The sequence below is a fragment of the Sphingopyxis sp. BSNA05 genome (assembly GCF_013265645.1).
In the GTDB taxonomy this organism is placed as follows: domain Bacteria; phylum Pseudomonadota; class Alphaproteobacteria; order Sphingomonadales; family Sphingomonadaceae; genus Parasphingorhabdus.
Genome location: NZ_PYIA01000002.1, coordinates 19,876 through 38,629, shown reverse-complemented (window position 1 = coordinate 38,629; position 18,754 = coordinate 19,876). Strand labels below are relative to the sequence as shown.

19 protein-coding genes and 2 pseudogenes are annotated in these 18,754 nt (G+C 59.1%); 8 read left to right on the top strand and 13 right to left on the bottom strand.

Annotated features, from left to right (window positions below):
- On the top strand, positions 1–1,517 hold a 1,517-nt coding region (locus tag C8024_RS00365; RefSeq protein WP_173202538.1), incomplete at its 5' end, for a class I tRNA ligase family protein.
- A gap of 85 nt (positions 1,518–1,602) precedes the next feature.
- Here the strand turns inward: C8024_RS00365 and C8024_RS22420 are convergent.
- On the bottom strand, positions 1,603–1,731 hold the full coding sequence (locus C8024_RS22420; protein ID WP_302051565.1) for a hypothetical protein: 129 nt from the start codon (positions 1,729–1,731) through the stop codon (positions 1,603–1,605).
- On the opposite strand from C8024_RS22420, the pseudogene lspA reads away from it, so the two are divergent.
- Together lspA and C8024_RS00355 are read left to right on the top strand one after the other, a co-directional pair.
- Positions 1,672–2,161 (top strand): annotated as a pseudogene (lspA, locus tag C8024_RS00360) (signal peptidase II). The gene C8024_RS22420 and the pseudogene lspA sit on opposite strands and share 60 nt — an antisense overlap.
- Positions 2,162–2,215: 54 nt before the next feature.
- Positions 2,216–2,623, top strand: coding sequence for a DUF3035 domain-containing protein (locus C8024_RS00355; RefSeq protein WP_173202537.1), 408 nt, complete (start codon positions 2,216–2,218; stop codon positions 2,621–2,623).
- 282 nt (positions 2,624–2,905) lie between these two features.
- Here the strand turns inward: C8024_RS00355 and C8024_RS00350 are convergent, their stop codons facing one another.
- The 11 genes from C8024_RS00350 to C8024_RS00300 form a co-directional block, all read right to left on the bottom strand.
- Entirely contained in the window at positions 2,906–3,127 is a 222-nt protein-coding gene (locus tag C8024_RS00350) for a DUF167 domain-containing protein (RefSeq protein WP_367947076.1), read from the bottom strand.
- Positions 3,128–3,381: 254 nt separating this feature from the next.
- Positions 3,382–4,974 carry a bifunctional phosphoribosylaminoimidazolecarboxamide formyltransferase/IMP cyclohydrolase gene (gene purH, locus C8024_RS00345; protein WP_173202535.1) on the bottom strand — a complete coding sequence of 531 codons (1,593 nt, stop codon included), beginning with the start codon at positions 4,972–4,974 and terminating at the stop codon, positions 3,382–3,384.
- Between the two features lie 2 nt (positions 4,975–4,976).
- Positions 4,977–6,764 (bottom strand): heparinase II/III family protein, encoded by a 1,788-nt coding sequence (locus C8024_RS00340; protein WP_173202534.1) that lies wholly within the window; start codon positions 6,762–6,764, stop codon positions 4,977–4,979.
- The gene (gene rpe / locus C8024_RS00335) at positions 6,761–7,423 is read right to left on the bottom strand and encodes a ribulose-phosphate 3-epimerase (protein WP_100092485.1); all 663 of its coding nucleotides are present in this window, start codon (positions 7,421–7,423) and stop codon (positions 6,761–6,763) included. Before rpe ends, C8024_RS00340 begins: the two co-directional genes overlap by 4 nt.
- A gap of 120 nt (positions 7,424–7,543) precedes the next feature.
- Positions 7,544–8,821, bottom strand: coding sequence for an RsmB/NOP family class I SAM-dependent RNA methyltransferase (locus C8024_RS00330; protein ID WP_173202533.1), 1,278 nt, complete (start codon positions 8,819–8,821; stop codon positions 7,544–7,546).
- Positions 8,822–9,015: 194 nt separating this feature from the next.
- Positions 9,016–9,369 (bottom strand): hypothetical protein, encoded by a 354-nt coding sequence (locus C8024_RS00325; protein ID WP_173202532.1) that lies wholly within the window; start codon positions 9,367–9,369, stop codon positions 9,016–9,018.
- Positions 9,370–9,483: 114 nt separating this feature from the next.
- Positions 9,484–10,632, bottom strand: a complete 1,149-nt coding sequence (locus C8024_RS00320; protein WP_217271902.1) for a hypothetical protein — start codon at positions 10,630–10,632, stop codon at positions 9,484–9,486.
- On the bottom strand, positions 10,608–10,895 hold the full coding sequence (locus tag C8024_RS00315) for a hypothetical protein (protein ID WP_173202531.1): 288 nt from the start codon (positions 10,893–10,895) through the stop codon (positions 10,608–10,610). The genes C8024_RS00320 and C8024_RS00315 overlap by 25 nt, the downstream gene beginning before the upstream one ends.
- A gap of 325 nt (positions 10,896–11,220) precedes the next feature.
- Positions 11,221–11,376 carry a hypothetical protein gene (locus C8024_RS00310; RefSeq protein WP_217271901.1) on the bottom strand — a complete coding sequence of 52 codons (156 nt, stop codon included), beginning with the start codon at positions 11,374–11,376 and terminating at the stop codon, positions 11,221–11,223.
- Between the two features lie 88 nt (positions 11,377–11,464).
- Complete coding sequence (locus tag C8024_RS00305) at positions 11,465–12,040, bottom strand: hypothetical protein (protein ID WP_173202529.1); 576 nt, start codon at positions 12,038–12,040, stop codon at positions 11,465–11,467.
- An 85-nt stretch (positions 12,041–12,125) separates the two neighbouring features.
- Positions 12,126–12,851 carry a hypothetical protein gene (locus tag C8024_RS00300; protein WP_173202528.1) on the bottom strand — a complete coding sequence of 242 codons (726 nt, stop codon included), beginning with the start codon at positions 12,849–12,851 and terminating at the stop codon, positions 12,126–12,128.
- A gap of 563 nt (positions 12,852–13,414) precedes the next feature.
- On the opposite strand from C8024_RS00300, the gene C8024_RS00295 reads away from it, so the two are divergent.
- The 3 genes from C8024_RS00295 to ahpF all read left to right on the top strand — a co-directional run bounded on the left by C8024_RS00295 (position 13,415) and on the right by ahpF (position 16,291).
- Positions 13,415–13,720 carry a hypothetical protein gene (locus C8024_RS00295; RefSeq protein WP_173202527.1) on the top strand — a complete coding sequence of 102 codons (306 nt, stop codon included), beginning with the start codon at positions 13,415–13,417 and terminating at the stop codon, positions 13,718–13,720.
- A gap of 322 nt (positions 13,721–14,042) precedes the next feature.
- The gene (gene ahpC, locus C8024_RS00290; RefSeq protein ID WP_100092492.1) at positions 14,043–14,606 is read left to right on the top strand and encodes an alkyl hydroperoxide reductase subunit C; all 564 of its coding nucleotides are present in this window, start codon (positions 14,043–14,045) and stop codon (positions 14,604–14,606) included.
- A gap of 125 nt (positions 14,607–14,731) precedes the next feature.
- Positions 14,732–16,291 (top strand): alkyl hydroperoxide reductase subunit F, encoded by a 1,560-nt coding sequence (gene ahpF, locus C8024_RS00285; protein ID WP_367947075.1) that lies wholly within the window; start codon positions 14,732–14,734, stop codon positions 16,289–16,291.
- A 117-nt stretch (positions 16,292–16,408) separates the two neighbouring features.
- On the opposite strand, the pseudogene C8024_RS00280 reads toward ahpF, so the two are convergent.
- Positions 16,409–17,224, bottom strand: a pseudogene (locus tag C8024_RS00280) (M48 family metalloprotease); the annotation flags it as partial.
- A gap of 85 nt (positions 17,225–17,309) precedes the next feature.
- Here C8024_RS00280 and C8024_RS00275 point away from each other — a divergent pair.
- Both C8024_RS00275 and C8024_RS00270 read left to right on the top strand, forming a co-directional pair.
- Positions 17,310–17,492 (top strand): DUF1674 domain-containing protein, encoded by a 183-nt coding sequence (locus tag C8024_RS00275; protein ID WP_159640383.1) that lies wholly within the window; start codon positions 17,310–17,312, stop codon positions 17,490–17,492.
- 121 nt (positions 17,493–17,613) lie between these two features.
- Positions 17,614–18,747 carry a TIGR03032 family protein gene (locus C8024_RS00270; protein ID WP_367947074.1) on the top strand — a complete coding sequence of 378 codons (1,134 nt, stop codon included), beginning with the start codon at positions 17,614–17,616 and terminating at the stop codon, positions 18,745–18,747.
- Positions 18,748–18,754 lie beyond the last annotated feature (7 nt).

The window sequence follows — 18,754 nt, the reverse complement described above, 5'->3', positions numbered from 1 at the left end:
CTCCCGCAAGCGGGAGGGGGACCTTGCGCAAAGTCGCGCTCGACGAAATCCGCAACAAGGTCCGCTTCGTACCGGAACGCGGACGTCGCCGTCTGGAATCAATGGTCGAGGGCCGCCCCGACTGGGTATTGTCGCGCCAGCGCGCCTGGGGCGTGCCGATTGCGCTTTATGTTGATCGCAAGAGCGGCGAATATCTCAATGATCCGGCGGTCAATGCGCGGATCATCGCAGCGTTCAGGACCGGCGGGGCCGATGCCTGGTTCAATGCCGATCATCAGGAATTTCTCGGCAACGCCTATGCGCTCGAGGATTATGAAGTGATCACCGATATTCTCGACGTCTGGTTCGACAGCGGCTGCACCCATGCGTTCGTGCTGGAAAGCGGCAAATGGCCGGAGCAACAGAGCCCGGCTGACCTTTATCTGGAAGGCAGCGATCAGCATCGCGGCTGGTTCCAGTCGAGCCTGCTGGAAAGCTGTGGCACCAGAGGCCGCGCGCCCTACAAGGCGGTGCTGACCCACGGCATGACGCTCGACAAGAACGGCAAGAAAATGTCGAAGTCGCTCGGCAACACGCTTGATCCGAAGAAGATCATCGACGTGCAGGGCGCGGATATCTTGCGGCTGTGGGCGGCGAGCGTCGATTTTACCGAGGATCACCGGATTGGTGACGAAATCCTGAAAGGGGTTTCGGACAGCTATCGCAAATTGCGCAATACGTTCCGCTATATGCTCGGCGGCCTCGGCGACTTTACCGATGCCGAGCGCGTGGCGGTGGCCGATATGCCGGAACTGGAACGCTATATCCTGCACCGGCTGGCCGAGGTCGATGCGGAGCTGAAGCAGTACGTCAACGACTTCGCCTTCGGTCCCTATATGCGGACGCTGAACGCTTTCGCGCAGGAAGATCTCAGCGCCTTCTTCTTCGATATCCGCAAGGATTGCCTCTATTGCGATGCGCCGGACGATCCGAAGCGCATGGCCTATCGCACGGTGATGGACATCTTGTTCCACGCCCTCACCCGCTATATCGCGCCGGTGCTGGTGTTTACCGCTGAGGAAATCTGGCAGAGCCGGTTCCCGGATGAGAATGATAGTATCCATCTCAAGGAATGGCCTGATTTCAAGGCGCTCACTACAGGTCATCCCAGCGAAGGCTGGGACCCAAATCAATCGACGAGCGGTTTGGACCCCAGCCTACGCTGGGGCGACGATGAGGTTGAGAAGTGGAACCTCGTCCGCGATGCCCGTGAAAAGGTTACCGAGGCGATCGAACCGTTGCGGCGGGAGAAGACCATCCGCTCCAGTCTGGAAGCAGAGGTCGTGTATCCGATGGCCGATCTGCCGATCAGCGCGGAAGAATTTGCCGAGCTGGCGATTGTTGCGGATGTTACCGATGGCGCGGAAATCGCTGTGACCAAGACCGACAACCACAAATGCGGACGCTGCTGGCGGTTGCTGCCGGAAGTGGAAGAAGACGGCGCGCTGTGCGGGCGTTGTGCGGAGGTTTTGGCGTGAACGCCACTCTCTCACCCGTCATCCTGAACTTGGTTCAGGACCTCCCGCGACAGAGCGCCAAGCCCGGCGGGATCCTGAAACGAGTTCAGGATGACGAAACTCTTATCAGGCTTGCATCATGACCGATAAAATCAAGACCTACCGCCGTATCGGCCTGGTCATCGCCTTTCTGATCTTCATCCTCGATCAGGCGAGCAAATTTGTCGTCATGCAATTGCTGCAGCTGCCGGCCAGAGGCCAGATCGAACTAATCCCTTTTCAACCTGACCTGGGCCGAAAATTACGGGGTGTCGATGGGGTTTCTGACCGCGTCATCCGATTTCCAGCGCTGGGCGCTGGTCGCGCTGACCGGTCTGATCGGCTTTGCCGTTTTCATCTGGATGAACCGGGAAAAGGCGAAATGGGATATTTTCGCTCTGGCCATGGTCCTCGGCGGAGCGATGGGCAATATCGTCGACCGCGCGCGGCTCGGCTATGTTGCCGACTTTGCCGATCTCCACTTTGGTGATTTCCGGCCGTTCCTGATTTTCAACCTCGCCGATGCCTGTATCAGCATCGGTGTGGTGATCCTGCTTGCACGCGCGCTGCTAATCCGCGAAAAGAAGGACGATACAAAAGACGATGTTCAGCTTGACGAAAGTTGACCTGTGTCAGGAGCGCGCTATCAGGCTCCGTAAGAGATTTTGAGGGACAATATCATGCGTAAATCCACCGTCGCTATCAGCCTTGTGTCGCTGGCCAGCCTGACCGCTTGCGGCTCCAGCGGGCTGTTTGACCGCGACCGGCCCGACGAATTCGCAGTTTCGCGCCAGCCACCGCTGGTCATCCCGCCCGATTTCACGCTGACCCCGCCCCAGCCCGGTCAGCCTCGCCCGCAAGCCGGCGGTTTGCAGCAGCAGACACTGGAAGCTCTTTTCGGTGGCCCGCAGGCGCGCAGCGTAACCGAAAGCGCGGTTGTCGGCCTGGCCGGTGAATCCGACGCCGGCATTCGCTCTTCGGTCGGTGATCCGGAAACCTTCACCGTCGACAAGGGCAGCGTAACCCGCGACATCATCGCCGCACCGGAAGGTGATGGACAGAACGCACAGGCCGCTACGCCGGAGTGATGTTGGTGCTCCGCACTTGAGGCGGAGCTTTTTGACGACATGTCACGCTTTATAATGCAGGGCTCCGCATCAAGTGCGGAGCACAGTGGTGAAGTGATTGTTCCCCTGCGAAGGCAGGGGTCCATCTCTCGCCCTACCGACTTCATATCCGGGCAGCGAAAACAGCGCACTGCTGACTCGCGCGCTTGAACGCTCCAACCGTTGTCATGACCTAGATTTCAGGAGATGGGCTCCTGCCTTCGCAGGAGCACACCGCCCTCTCTCTTGAGGGAGAGAAAATGTTCAATCAGGAACCGAGATTACCTTGGTCCGTGCATTGCCGCCCCGCACAATCTCCAGCGATGTCCTGGGCAGCCCGAGCGCTTTGGACAGCAGTTTCAGAACGGCCGCATTGGCTTTGCCATTCTCCGGCGTAGCGGTGACGCGGACCAGCAGCACGCCGGCGGACCCCGTTGCGCCCGGCAGGCTGATGCTGTTGTCGCCTGCATTGGGCGTGACTTTCACGGTCAATTCACCGCTCTCTATGAGCGAGTGCATCTCGGACCGGGGCGGGAATGATGTCTTTCTTGCCATTGTCTAACTATTTCCCTTCTCCCGTGAGGGAGAAGGATAGGGAGCCTTATGCGCGAAGCGGATTAGGCGGACTTGGATGAGGGTGTTCTTCAATCTGAAGCGCAGTACACCCTCACCCAGCTGCGACTAGCAAACAAGTTTGCAAGTCTGCGCAACCCTTTCCCTTAAGGGAGAGGGAAGAACACCTAGTGCCGGAAATGCCGCATGCCGGTGAACAGCATCGCCAGACCCGCTTCGTCCGCCGCCGCAATCACCTCGTCGTCGCGGATTGATCCGCCGGGCTGGATCACCGCAGTTGCGCCTGCTTCGACAGCAGCCATCAGGCCGTCGGCGAAGGGGAAGAAGGCATCGGAGGCGACCGATGAGCCGATGGTGCGGGTCTCGCTCCAACCGGCTTTTTCCGCCGCATCCTTGGCTTTCCACGCAGCAATGCGCGCCGATTCCAGCCGGTTCATCTGGCCGGCTCCGACGCCCGCCGTCGCGCCATCCTTGGCGTAGACAATGGCGTTGGATTTGACATGTTTGGCGACGGTCCAGGCGAAGAGGCAATCGGTCATTTCCTGTTCGCTCGGCTGGCGCTTGGTGACGCACTTCAGATCAGCCTCGGCAATTTGGCCATTGTCGCGCGACTGTAGCAGGAAGCCGCCGGCGATCGATTTGAAGCCCATGCCGGTGCGGGCCGGGTCGGGCAGTTCGCCGGTGAGCAGCAGGCGCAGATTTTTCTTCTTGGCAAAGATCGCCTTGGCCTCGTCATTCGCGCTCGGTGCGCAGACAACTTCGGTGAAGATACCGGTCATCGCTTCCGCCGCCGGGCCATCAAGCGGCCGGTTGACCGCAATGATACCGCCGAAAGCCGAAACGCTGTCGCAAGCGAGAGCCGCTTTATAGGCATCGAGAATATTATCCGCGCTCGCCACACCGCAAGGATTGGCGTGCTTGACGATGACCACGGTCGGCGGACCGTCGCGGAATTCGCTGACCAGTTCGAGCGCCGCATCGGCGTCATTATAATTATTATAGCTGAGCGCCTTGCCCTGCAGCTGCTCCGCCTGCGCGATGCCGCTGGCGGACGGGCCGTCGGGCAGATAGAGCGCCGCGCTCTGGTGCGGGTTCTCGCCATAGCGCAACTCGACCGGACGGCTCATGGTGATCGGCAGCACATCAGGGAAGATCTTGCCCTGATCGGCAAAGCCGAACCATTGCGCGATCATGCTGTCATAGCTGGCGGTCGCAGCAAAGGCCTTGGCCGCCATATTCTTGCGGAAGGCCAGCGAGGTGCCGCCGTCATTCTGCTGCAGTTCGGTCAGCAGGGTTTCATAGTCGGAAGGGTCGGTGACGATGGTGACGAAGTCATGGTTCTTCGCCGCGCTGCGCACCATCGAAGGCCCGCCGATATCAATATTCTCGATAATCTCGTCGCGTTCCGCGCCCTTGGCAACGGTCTGCGCGAAGGGATAGAGATTGACGATCACCAGATCGATCCCGGCGATATCATGTTCTTCCATCGAAGCGACATGGCCGGCATCATCGCGCCGGGCCAGCAGGCCGCCGTGAACCTTGGGATGGAGCGTCTTGACCCGGCCATCCATCATTTCGGGAAACTGGGTGACATCGCTGATGTCGGCGACTTCAAGCCCCGCTTCGCGCAGCGCCTTGGCCGTGCCGCCGGTCGAGATCAGCGCAACGCCCATGGCTGCCAGCTGTTTGCCCAGATCGGCGAGGCCGCTTTTGTCCGAAACCGACAAAAGCGCGCGTTTGATTTTGATATTCTCTGTCATTCTTACCCCATATGTTTGAGCAGCCAGCCGGTGGCGCCGCCGCCCCTGCCCACTGCTCCGGAAATCACCATCTGCATGACATCATGGCCTATGCCCATGCCGTCGACCCAGACGCTTTCCTCCAGTTTGATTTCTCCGCTGGTCGAGCGGAATTGCCACAGATTCCCGTCCTTCAGGCGCAACAAGACGCCCTTTCCTTCCGAGATCAGGTCGGTTTCTATATCAGGCCCGAGATGGAAGCGCAGCGCATATTCGATATCATTTTTGCGCCGCCGGCGCTTTTTGCCGTCCGGGATCAGCATATCCTCACCGCGCAGCTCCAACCCGTCCGAGCGAACCAGCAGCAACCGCTTGTGGATCAGACCAAAGCGCCTTGCATAGCCGTCGTGGCTGGCCTCCAGCCGGGTGGCATTTTCGACGTCGCGGCGGAACAGTTCGACTTCGCTGACCCCGCGGCCCAGCTTGCCATCGGGCAGGATCGAGGTGCTGTTGCTGTCAGCAATGCATAGGGTGCTGTGCGCAGCGGTGGTCCGCAACCCGCGTGCGAGCGCCGCCGGGATGGTCGCGCCAACCAGCCCCGCCCCGCCGCAATTGCTGATGATCCGGCAGTCGCCGTTGGAAAATTCAAAGGCCAGTGTCGAGGCGCAACCGGCCACCGCCATCCGCGCGATCGGCGGCGGTGCCGCATCGAGGACCAGCACCGAGCGACCGGAAGAAACCCGCTGATAGCCCCATTCATGCGCCTGCCGCAGCGGTCTGGCCCGAACGCCACTGGCTTCCACCACTTGTGCGATCTGCTCCGCCGAAGTGGCGCCACTGCCCTGCCAGTTGCCCAGCGTACCATCGAAATGGGTGAGCGCGGTGAGGGGCGGCACAGCCTTGTTGAGCGCTTCCTCCAGAAAGACCGGCGGATTTTCCTTGCGCGCGATATAGACCTGTTTCAGCATCGACAGCAGGATCACCGCATCAATCTGGTTGAGCGGCGAACGCGAGACCGAGCCGCCATCGGCAAAGAAAAACTCGCCCATCGCCTTTTCCAGGCCCGCTTCGCCGACTATCTGACGGACACGCCCCTCTGGCAGCAGCAGCGATGCCGCGACGACACCGCTCCACGCGACCAGCCGGCCAAGACTGCTGTTGGCCTTGTCCGCAGTGCGGTCGAGGTGGCGGGCGGTGCGGGCGATATTGTTGAGCAGTTTCGAACGGTAAATCAGATCACGCGAGGACAGAATGAGCGGCGCGTGGCTGGCCCAAATCAGCAGTCTCCAACCGCAATTGTCGGGCCGCCAGGCCGGCTGACGGATGGAGTCCCCATTGGCGTCGAGCCACTGCGTCATGAGCTTTTCCGCCACCGGCACTGCCTGATCGCGGGACGCCGCCGTATCGAGATCGCGCAGCCACTGAAATCGGTGAACATAATCCTCGAATTGCGGCGGCAGCTTGAGCTCGGCAAAATCGATATTCTCGTGCTTTTTCTTGAGGCCGCGGAACAGGAAGAAACCGGCGCGTACCGCAACGCCCTGGACCCGGTCGCCGTCCACCGGATCGACCGGCACCGCCAGCAGCCGCAAGGGTAATTTTCCGGAAAGGCGCAGCCGATGCAGCGGCATCCGCCAGGTCATCCGGTAGTAGAGCATCGTCGCTTGCTGGGCGAGCGACTGGCCGCGGTCGCGGTCGTGGCGCAAGGTCAGGCTGCGGCCTTCGCCTATGGTGTCATTGTCGTCATTAGTGTCTGGCTGGTCCGGGTCGCCATCGCCCAGATCAAGCCGGTCAGGTCTGCCCGTGGTCATTCACCCCTCAGGCCGCGGATATTGGCGGCATATTGATCCGGCCCGCCCCGGAAGGTAGCGGTGCCGGCCACCAATGTATCGGCACCGGCGGCAATGGCCTTGGGCGCGGTGTTGAGATCAATGCCGCCATCCACTTCCAGTCTTATATCCTTGCCGGTGGCAGTAATCCGTTTGCGGATCGCCTCGATCTTGCGCAGCTGGCTGTCGATGAAGCTCTGCCCGCCGAAGCCGGGGTTGACGCTCATCACCAGAATCAGGTCGAGATCGTCGATCAGATAGTCGAGTATGTCGAGCGGAGTCGCCGGATTGAGCACCAGGCCGGCCTGCTTGCCAAGCGACTGGATCGTCTGCACCGTGCGGTGCGGGTGTGGGCCGGCTTCCGGATGGAAGGAAATGATGTCGGCGCCCGCTTCGGCAAAATCCTCGAGAAACTGGTCGACCGGCGATATCATCAGATGGACGTCGAACGGTTTGGCACTGTGCGGCCGCAGCGCTTTGACCACTGCCGGCCCGATGGTGATATTGGGAACGAAATGGCCGTCCATCACGTCGACATGCACCCAGTCGCAGCCGGCCTTGTCTATGGCCTGCACCTCTTCGCCCAGCCGGGCAAAATCGGCAGAAAGGATGGAGGGGGCAATACGGATGCTGTCGGACATGGCACTTCCTTAAACTATGCCCGGCAGTAGGATTTTTGAACCGGGCAAGCAAGACGCTATTATGGCAGTGCCACAGTCCCTTGTGGACAGATTGGGGACAGGTTCACAATATATAGAAAATCAGCTTTTGCGAACCAGCCGGGCGATGAAAAATCCGTCGACATGGCCCTGTTCGGCGAGCATTGTCGGCAAGGTCCGGACGCTGCCGGATTCGGTCGGTGCTATGCCGGCGGGCAGCTCGTCAGCACGGACCGGATCGATGACGAACTGGTCATGACGCTCGAGAAAAGCCTCGATCTGCTCTTCGCCTTCTTCGGGCTCCAGCGAGCAGACCGCATAGACCAGGGTCCCGCCGGGCTTCACCCAGGCTGCGGTCCTGTCGAGCAAGGCGCGCTGCACTTCGGCGCGGTCCTCGATCTGGCGGGAGCCGATGCAGTGCAGCACATCCGGGTGACGCCGGTAGATGCCGGTGGCGCTGCACGGCGCGTCGAGCAGGACAGCATCGGCGGGCTCCGCCGGCTCCCATTGCATCAGGTCAGCAATGACTTGCTCGGCCTGCAACCGGGTGCGCTTCAGATTGTCCTGGAACCTCTCCATTCTTTTGGCGCTGTTGTCGACCGAGACGGTTTTCCAGCCGGCGCTGGCCAATTGCATGGTCTTTCCACCGGGCGCTGCGCAGAGGTCGAATATGGTCCGGTCCTCGCCGTCCCCGAGCAGCCGCGCGGGTATCGAGGCCGCCAGATCCTGGACCCAGAAAGCGCCCTCATCAAAACCGTCGAGCTCGATAACTGGAAGATTTGGAAGCATCCTGAGATGTTTCGGCGCGAGCTTCTCGCCTTCGAGCGTGCCGACATTGTCGGACTGGAAGCTGAGGTCGAGCGGTGCGGGCGTGGACCAGGCCTGGCTGGCGGCATTGGCGACATCCTCGCCCCAGTTGCTGGTCCAGCGATCGAGCGTTTCGCCGGGAATTTCCGGATATTCCGGCAGTCTCAGGCTGCCCGATTCGATCCCGCGCATGACGGTCGAGAAGACACCGTGCACCAACCGGCGCGGGCCGCCATGAACCAGCGGCAAGGCGGTCGAAATCGCGGCATGTTGCGGCGTGTCGAGGATCAGCACCTGCGCCAGCGCGATGCGCAGCGCCATCCGCGCCTTCGCGTCATCGGCCAGCCGGTTGCGGGTCGCGCTGTCGATCATCGCGTCGAGCGCACTCATCCAGCGCAGCACATTGGCGGCGATATTATGGGCCAGCGCCTTGTCCGACGGATTGGACAGCTTTCCCGTAGCCGCAGGCATCGCCTGATCCAGCGTCTCGCCGCGCCGGCAGACGGCGTCGAGCAGGCGAATGGCGGACTGGCGTGTAGCGAGGCCGGGAATCTTGTTGTTGGGTTCGTTCATTGATCTTTTCCGCACTGCTTGCCCCGCAAAGCCGGGCCCTGCGCAAACCGGATGGCTTGCGCTGCCGCACCGCATAGACCTTCCCGCGTTTCGATCAAGCTTTTGGATGGAGCGGGGACTGGGACGCAGAAGGACATTTCGGGAGAAGAAGGAGCAATTATCACACTCTCAGCCAAAATCGGGCTCAGCTTGATCTAACGGCCATTCCGTCCACGCTCGAACGCCCGCCAGGTGGCCACCGGATAGCGGACGAGACCAAGGGCCATCAGCACCATACAAAGCCCTCGCGCCCGCCAGTCCTGATAGCATCCCATGCCGGTCTCCCATGCCGCGACAAGCAATTCGCCTCTGGCGCTCGTATCATAGCCGGTTATCAGATGATGCGCGTCATGTTGCGCCAGAATTTCTCGCCGCCAGCGGAAATTGGGGAGTGGCAGTTCCAGCGGGCCAAGCGTCGCCATCCAGACCGGAGACGATTCCGCGGCGAGGTCGAACCCGTTCTCCTGACGGAACGTGGCTATCTTCTTCGGCTCGGCATCAGCCATCATCGGTCTGCCCTGAATCGGGACGGGACAGTTCCGCCTGGCCCGCCGCTGCGATGGACAGGGCTCGCTCTGTTACCGGAGATATACCCGGACGTGGCGGAAGGTTTTTCGGTAGCTTTATGTCCCAGGCCAGACCCATTTTCTCGAGCAGACGGATGAATTGAAACCCAGATCTATTTGTCCCGGATATAGCCCATGTGCTGCAGAGCGCGGAAAGGCGTGATGGTTGCAATGCCAGCTTTCGCCCATCGTCGGAATCGCCAGAATCGGCACATTATGGGCCTGCAGCGCGGCGCCATCGAGATGCCAGTCCTGCGGTCCGCGGCTATGCGCGAAATAGGAGATGAACCAGTGCATGGTCAGGCATGCCGCCACCCGGACCACAACGCCCCAGACCACCCAGGGCCAACCGCCGATCAGGTACAGGACAAGAGCAACCGGGATCTGGTGCAGCATCCAGGTTCGTTGGAGAAACCGGTAGAAAGGGTCACCGGCAATTTCCGGTCCGGGATCGAAACCGGGTGGTTGATCCAGTTTGAGCTTGAAGTTCAGATAGTAGAAACCTTCGATCCAGAGCGGCTTTCCATGTCGCAGAAACCAGTGGCAATTTTCTTCCCGCTGTGCCCAGTCCCGGCTATCGTGCAATCCGATGGTCCAGATCGGGCCGCCCATGCCCACCAATGTTCCCAGATACACCATCGCCCGCTCAAGCCATTTCGGACATTCGAAACTCCTGTGGATCAGGCGGCGATGGAAACCCACTGAATGGCCGGCACATAGCGTCACCGCCGACAGAGCCAGAAAAATTGCGAAGGCACCCCAGGTAAAATAAAGCGGTCCCAGGATGATTGCGCCAAAGAGAAAGGCCATGTTCCAGATCGAACGCGGCGCATCCCAGAGAACAGTCCCCTTTCCCGGATCCGCCAGTTCGAGCCCGGTCAGTGAATTGACCTTGAAGGCTGCGCTGCCGCTTTGCAGATCATATCCCATCTTGCGCTTCCTCAACTGGATGGCGGAAAATAATGTCGCGCAAAACTGTTTCGCGCTTTGTTTTGCGGCAACCTTCTGCATCGGACCGAAATACCATGAAGGATCGAGCAATCTTTCATAGCGGACTGTCAGCGCCACTCGGGTGCCGCCCCCGGGAAGCGGCGTGAAGCGGATGTCTGTGCCGCCAATGTCCATGTAATTGGCAAGATAGCTGTCGTTGCGCGTTATCTCTGTTCGGACATGTTCAGGGGTTACTTTTGCAATTTTGACATGCATTTCTCCCTTGTGGACATTGGTGAAAACCAGCGTTTGTAGGTAAAATGCACTGTGTGCACGTCGCCGTTGTTCAGGCTGCCCGCAGCGACCGCATCCGGCATCGGGAAGAGCTGCAGAAACCAGTGGCGCTCGCTGGCAAATTCTATGGGTTTCGCCATATTCGACTGCAGTTGCGCAATCGACAAGGGACTGTCAGCCACATAAGTGGCGCTGCCCGTGCGCTCGACCGTTGTATTGGGGATCAGACCTTCGCTCACCAGCATGAATATCAGAACGGGGACGACCGAAACACGGACAATATTGTCCAGAGACTTGTCCTTGGATTCTTCGGACCGATCCCGCTTCAGCCATGCAAAAAGAAGCCCAGAGATACGAAAAATAGTAGATCGGCATGAACATCAGAACGCAGACAAAGCCTTCGAACAGCACGATTGAAGTTGCGAAAAAATGATCGTCGCGATGCGCAAGTGGTTTAAATAACGATAGGTGAGCGCGCTATTCTCACTGCTTTTCGTAAAAAATGCGAGCACCAGCGAAATGACAAACGGAACCAGAATATAGAGCAGAGTTCCGCGACCGAAGTCACTGTCAAGAAGCGTACGTATAGTCAGCGAAGCTACGCCAATGATCAGCAATAATATTTTCCAGGAAATATTCATTCCGGATGATTTGCAACAGGCCATCGGGATTGGCAAGCGAATAGCGCTCGCCAATTCTCGCCCGCTTGCGGGCCGTGACACGCAACAATTCCGGACGCAGAAGCAGGCTATGCGAAAGGATTCATTGCCGGCCGCGATATGGCCCATCATAGACGACGATCATATGGCCCGGCTTAATTCTTCCAGCTTGGCCAATCCTGGCAACCATAAGATGTATCCAGCGCCACCGGCATCTCGACCATTTGAGCCGTGACGATGATTCGTCCATTTCGGTATCTCTTGCTGCCCGGTTGCGGCTCGCCGGCCCTCGGCAGTTTCCATTCAATAACGGGCAGCGGTGCCAGCACGTTATTGCCGGAAAATCCTTTCAATATCAGAGCTTTAAAATCCGGCTGAAGGCGCCTTAGGACAGTTCTTCGCGCGGCCTCATCCAGCCGTTCGACGCCACTGGAAATCAGGATGACGAGATCGGAAAATTTCGTCGGGGCCAAACAGGGCAGCCAACCCGACCGCTCCTTCCTGTTCCTGGCGCATGGCGATCGATGGATAGTCATTAGCCGCGACCAGGCGATCAAAATTTTGGCCGCGCGTGAGCGCAAGACCGTCCGGCCATTTTTCAGCAATATCAGATCAGGAATTTGCGGCAGCTGAACCTCGTTCAACGCCATAGGTTCGTCCTGATAGGGATCACCCGTCGCCAATATCGCCTGCCCTTTCTTGCGGATCGCTGGGTCAATACTATCCAGCATATTTTGCGCGATACGTGCCCATATCCACTTGGCTTTGGAAATTGACACCGGTTCAGCTTCCGTCTGCAAAACGGTGAATACCAGGCTACGAGCTGCGCGGCATTGTGATAATCCAAATGGCCAATTCTCGGGTCGACAAGAAGTTCCGCGATCCGGGTTTTCGTTCGACGGAAACGTCCCCCAGTATCGATACCATGGCCAACGCCTCATCGAGATCGAACCTTTCGCTCTCCGGATCAATCGATGCCTCGAATAACAGCTTGTCCTGCAGCGGATTGGCCAGAAAACTTCCGAAGCGCGCGCGGACCCTTTCCCAATGATCTTCGCGCAGGATCTGCTGCCGCGCTTCTTCCTCGGTCCACCCCCGGGGAAGCCCGTCAAAGCGCGTTGGATTCCCTATCCACTTGAACCAGGAAATCATTCGTTTTCGCTCTTCATTCAGATATTCCGGAGCGTGATAGTCTAGGAAATCGATCTTCCACGGTTGGATATTCTTGTTGAGCGGCCAGTCTATCGCAGCATTCGCGATTTCAAAGGCAAAATCATCATCTTCGGTGCAACCGGAGTCGCCCGTGGCAAATGCCTCTGCATAGCCCCAGGCTTCTTCCTCACCTAGCGCCCCGCGCGTTATCCTGCCCAGAAATCCTGTCCTGTCGCGGAGGGCGTTATAGCATGGCTCTCTCCAGCGGTCAGGATCGAGTGCCACGGCTTCCCTGAACATATTGCAGGTGGAAGCCCGGGCAACCGGCCCCTGCAGCAGAAGCCCAAGCGTTGCAGCACCCGCCAGCATTCTGCCAATCAACAGATTCATCTCCGCAACCTCCAAGCTTTCAGTATGTTGAAGGAAACAGTCTTCGACGTCAAACCAACCAGTTCCCCAGAGGCTGTCTTTCACTCTCAGGATCTAAAGCTAAATTCATCTTTTAGAATCGGCGGCCCGCTAACTCCGAAACAAAGTTGCGAGAGTAAGTCTCACATCGCGGTCCATCCGTCAGTCGCGTTTGATTGGTCGGCAGCATCGGTTGAAGGGGTCGAAATATTATGTGAGCGACTTTCTGTTCCGCACTGGCTTGCCCCGCAAAGCCGGGCCCTGCGCAAACCCTATGGCTCGCGCTGCCGCGCCGCATAGACTTTCCCGCGTTTCGATCAAGCTTTTGGATGGAGCGGGGACTGGGGCGCAGAAGCCAAGATTGCGGATGGGCAGCCATCGGCAGATTGGATCAACAGGTCATCAAAGCAGATCAGCCACCTTGCCCGCCCGGTTGTGACTTACATCACTCCTGCGCTCCGCGGTTAGGTTAGGTCCGTGTCTGGATTTATCCAGAGCCTTTCGACGACAAAAACAGGAAAAATTATGAAAATTCGATTGCAACCTTGGCAGTTTTTGCGAGCGCTCTTGCGCTCGGCGCATGCGGTAGCAGCAACGAGACACCGGAAACGGTCGCGACGGAAGAAACCGCTGAAGTTGCAACCAGCGAAGCGTGCACCCAGGGCGTGATGATGGCCAAGGCCGAGGAACTTGGCAAGAAGATGCAGGCTCTCGCCAGCGATCCGGAAGCCATGCAGGAAATGGCCGGAAAGATGCAGGCGGTACAGGAACAGGTGCAGCAAGGCGCCGCGGACGGAAGCTTTGGCATTGCCGAAGCTTGCGCCGCCTATGACGAAATGCTCGCGGATTAATCTGGAGCAGGACTCCTGTAGACATGGCGGAGCGCATTCTCTGCCGTGCCTTCACCAAGAGAATGAAGCGGGCCGGATTTGATCCGGCCCGTTTTTGCCCGCCCTGCTGGCGGCACCGTTCCGCGGCAGGCGGGAAAAGCGGACAAGGATTGGCGTTGATTGAAATCGCCGATCATTGTGATCGCCATAATTATCCGGATAGGCTCCGATTGGCTGTTGAATAATGCTGCACCACAACATATTTCAAGCGTCTCGAACAGAAGGATAATTGCTCGCCACTGCTGGCGTGCAAAAAATCTCAACCGAAAGAAAAGGACTACGAATGGCCACCATTAACAGCAAAATTTTGCCTTTCTCTACCGAAGCATTTTACCGCGGTGAATTTGTCAACGTGACGGAAGAACATGTCGCCGGCAAATGGGCCGTATTTTTCTTCTATCCTGCAGACTTTACCTTTGTCTGCCCGACGGAACTGGAAGATCTGGCTAACCAATATGATGCGCTGCAGGCCATGGGCGTTGAAGTTTACTCGGTTTCCACCGACACGCATTTCAGCCACAAGGCATGGCATGCAAGTTCCGATGCGATCGGCAAGATCAATTTCTACATGCTGGGCGACCAGAATCACACGATCAGCAACAATTTCGGCGTCTTGCGTGAAGGTCAGGGCCTTGCCGACCGCGCGACATTCGTTGTGGATCCCGATGGCGTCATCCAGGTCATGGAAATCACCTGCGAAGGCGTCGGCCGGAACGCGGCTGAACTGGTCCGCAAGATCAAGGCAGCGCAATATGTCCGCGCCAATCCCGGTGAAGTTTGCCCGGCAAAATGGGAAGAAGGCGAAGACACGCTGGCTCCTTCCATTGAACTCGTCGGCAAAATCTAAACCCGATCCAACATCAATGAAAATGCAGTGACCGGCTTTGTGCCGGTCACTCTCCCCCCTGGCTTCGACCTAATGCCAGCGAGCCGATAGCGCTGCCCTGGCGATATGAGAGAAATATCATGCCCATCATCGATCAATCCACCGCCGACCAGCTGAAAGCCTATCTGGCCAATCTGCGCCGCCCGATCCGCCTGGTCGCAACGCTGGACGACAGCAAGAAATCGGCCGAGATGAAAGAACTGGTCGAGACGATCGCGCCGTTGTCGGATCTTGTAGAGGTCGATCTCGACGGGACATCAAAGCGCGTGCCATCTTTCCTGATTTCTGCGGACGATGGCAAATCGGAAGTCGAATTTGCAGGACTGCCGCTGGGGCATGAATTTTCTTCCCTGATTCTCGCTCTGCTCCATGTCGGCGGCCATCCGCCGAAGGAGGATGAAGAGCTGCTCGAAAGCGTCGCATCGCTGGAAGGCGAATATCATTTCGAGACGTTTTTCTCGCTCTCCTGCCAGAATTGCCCGGACGTCATTCAGGCGCTCAATATCATGGCCGCCCGCAACCCCAATGTCAGCCATGTCGCCATCGACGGCGCGCTATTTCAGGACGAGGTCGAGGAACGCAAAGTCATGGCGGTGCCAACCGTCTTTCTGAACGGCGAGCCATTTGGTTCCGGGCGGATGAATCTGGCCGAGATCATGGCCAAGGTCGATACCGGCAGCGCCGAGAAAGCAGCCAGCAAACTGTCGGCCAAAGAACCTTATGACGTGCTGGTGGTCGGCGGCGGGCCCGCTGGCGCAGCAGCAGCCATCTACACGGCGCGCAAGGGAATCCGCACCGCCATCATCGCCGAACAGTTCGGCGGCCAGTTGATGGATACGATGGGGATCGAGAATTTCATCTCCGTGCCCTATACCGAGGGACCCAAGCTCACCGCGGAATTGCAGCGGCATGTGAACGAATATGATCTGGAAGTGTTCAGCCAGCAGCGCGTCGCGGATCTGGCGCGCCCGGGCAGTGAAGGCGATCTGTTCGCGCTCACAACCGAGAGCGGCGGGTCGCTGAAGGCAAAAGCGGTCATTCTGGCAACCGGCGCGCGGTGGAAAACCATCGGCGTGCCCGGCGAAGCCGAATATCGCAACAAGGGTGTCGCCTATTGTCCGCATTGCGACGGCCCGCTTTACAAAGGCAAGCGCGTCGCGGTTATCGGCGGCGGCAATTCCGGCGTGGAAGCGGCGATCGATCTGGCCGGCATTGTCAGCCATGTCACCCTGATCGAGTTTGACAGCGCGATGCGCGCCGATGCCGTGCTGCAGAAAAAGCTGCACAGCCTGCCCAATGTGACCGCCATTGTTTCGGCGCAAACGACCGAAATTACAGGCGACGGCGAGAAGGTCACCGGCCTGCGCTACAAGGATCGCAACAGCGGTGAAGAGCATGACGTCGCGCTGGAAGGTGTGTTTGTCCAGATCGGCCTGATGCCGAACAGCGAATGGCTGGGCGACGTGGTGAAGAGATCTCCATACGGCGAGATCGAGATTGATCACCGCTGCGAAACGTCCGTTCCCGGTGTCTTTGCGGCAGGCGACGTAACGACAGTGCCTTACAAGCAGATCGTCATCTCGATGGGTGAAGGGTCGAAAGCCGCGCTGTCCGCCTTTGACTATCTCATCCGGGCGGATGGCTAGGCCGGAGAATATTTCCTCTCCAGCCCGGCTGTTTCTAGCGCGTAGGATCCAGGCGCTCGGCTTGCGCCGGCGGCCCGTGTTGCCGATCTCGTCGGGCCGGGTGGACCAGCCGCCGGAACCGCCATCCTGCGCCATAGCCTGCAAGGCCGCGATCCGGTCTTCGGTCGCCGGGTGGGTCGAGAACATCTGGCGCACGCCTCCCGGTACGATGTACAATTGAGACGCCGCGGGATTGCGCTGGGCTACCGGATTGGGAATACGGGCCGCTTCGCCGGAGATCTTGTGCAGTGCTGACGCCAGCGACAAGGGTTTGCCGCTGATTTGGGCCGCGGCTGCATCGGCGCCGAATTCGCGGGTGCGGCTGATTGCCATCTGCACGATCATCGCCGCGAAGGGCGCGATCAGCACCGCCATGATCCCGGCGATACCGGCGTTGCGATCGCGGAAGAACATACCGAAATTGGCCAGCATCGATACAGCGCCGGCGATCGTCGCGACCATCGTCATGATCAAGGTATCACGGTTCTTCACATGGCCCAGTTCGTGTGCCATCACGCCTTCGATCTCGTCATGGCTGAGCATCTGCAGCAGGCCGGTGGTCGCCGCCACCGCCGAATGTTCGGGGTCCCGGCCAGTGGCAAATGCGTTGGGCTGGGCCTGGTCGACAATATAGACTTTCGGCATCGGCAATCCGGCCCGTTTCGACAAATCTTCTACCATTTTGTAGAATTCGGGGTGACTTTTGCCATCAATCTCTACCGCATTGTGCATTTTCAGGACGATTTTGTCGGCGTTCCAGTAAGTGAACAGGTTCATCCCCGCTGCCACCATCAGGGCAATAATCGCCCCGCCGCTTCCGCCCAGCGAATAGCCCAAGACCATGAACAGCGCAGTCAGCGCTGCCAGCAGCATGGTTGTCTTCATGAAATTCATCGTCTCTACTCGCTTGAATATGGTCTTTATGGTGTCAATATAGGGTCTGCAGCGGCACGATTCAATTTGGTGGACGAGCGAAAATATGACCGATAGCGATAGAAAACCCGGCGAACGCCCTGCCCATGTCAAGGCACCCGCCTATCTCACCCCGAGCGAGCCGGTGCCGGAACCCGATCCGCTGGAAAAGGCCGACGAAATTGCCGCCGACAAGGGCCCCACCCGCTATGGCGACTGGGAGCACAAAGGTATCGCGGTCGATTTCTGACGGGCCGCGGGGCTGCCCCCGGACGCTGCATCCCGTCCCCTTCGCCATTTAACCCTTTGCCCCACCGCGCTTTTATGGAAGGATTGCTGGCCGAAGACGGATGCGGAGCGGGAGCGATAATGTGAGCAAGGACAAGCCGGGCGCGGAGGGTGCCGAAACCATCGCCCCGGAAAACAGAAATGTCCCGACCGATGTCGCGCCGGACGCCGCCTCCGAGCCGGGCAATATCGATATCAGCTTCTCGCCGGGGCTGGCTTCCTTCCTGAAAAGCAACAATATCTCCATCGGCTTTACCTCCTACCAGACCGGACGGCTCTATCTGATCGGCCATGGGCCGGACGGCAAGCTGGCGCTGCACGAAGCGGTCTATCCGCAGGCGATGGGGGTGACCGGCGATGCCAGCCGCATCTATCTCGGCACGCTGACCCAGATCGTCCGCATGGAAAATGTTCTGGCTCCTGGCCAGACCGCCAACGAGGTGCACGACAAGGTCTATGTGCCGCGCAATCTGCAGACCACGGGCAATGTCGACATTCACGAAATCGGGATACAAGAGAACGGACGGATCCTGTTCGTCAACACCCGCTTCAACTGCTTGTGCGAGCCGAGCCTGACGCACAGTTTCAGGCCGGTGTGGAAGCCCGATTTCATCAGCGAGATTATCGCCGAGGACCGCTGCCATCTCAACGGCGTGGCGATGGTTGGCGGCCGGCCAAAATATGTCAGCGCCGCCGCACGCTCGGACACTGCGGGCGGCTGGCGGGATCACCGGGACGATGGCGGCTTGATCATCGACGTCGAGAGCCATGCCATCATCGCCGAGGGCCTGTCGATGCCGCACAGTCCGCGCGTCCATGACGGGCGCGTGTGGTTGCTGAATTCCGGGACCGGCGAGCTGGGCTGGCTCGATCCGGCCGACCACAGTTTCGTGCCGCTGGCTTTCTTTCCCGGATTTCTGCGCGGCCTGGCGTTCCACAATGACCATGCCTTCGTCACCCTGTCGAAACCCCGCAAGGGACATTTCGAGGGACTGGCGCTGGACGACCGGCTGCAGGAAAAGGATCAGGATGCCTGGTGCGGCGTGCAGATCGTATCCCAGTCGACCGGCGATGTCGCACAATGGCTGCGCTTCGAGGGCGCGATCACCGAATTGTTTGACGTCTGTGTCCTGCCCGGAGTGCGGAACCCGATCACCCTCGGCCCCAATTCGGTCGAGATCAGGGATTTTCTGACGGTCGAACCGGCTGCGCTTTAGACCAAGA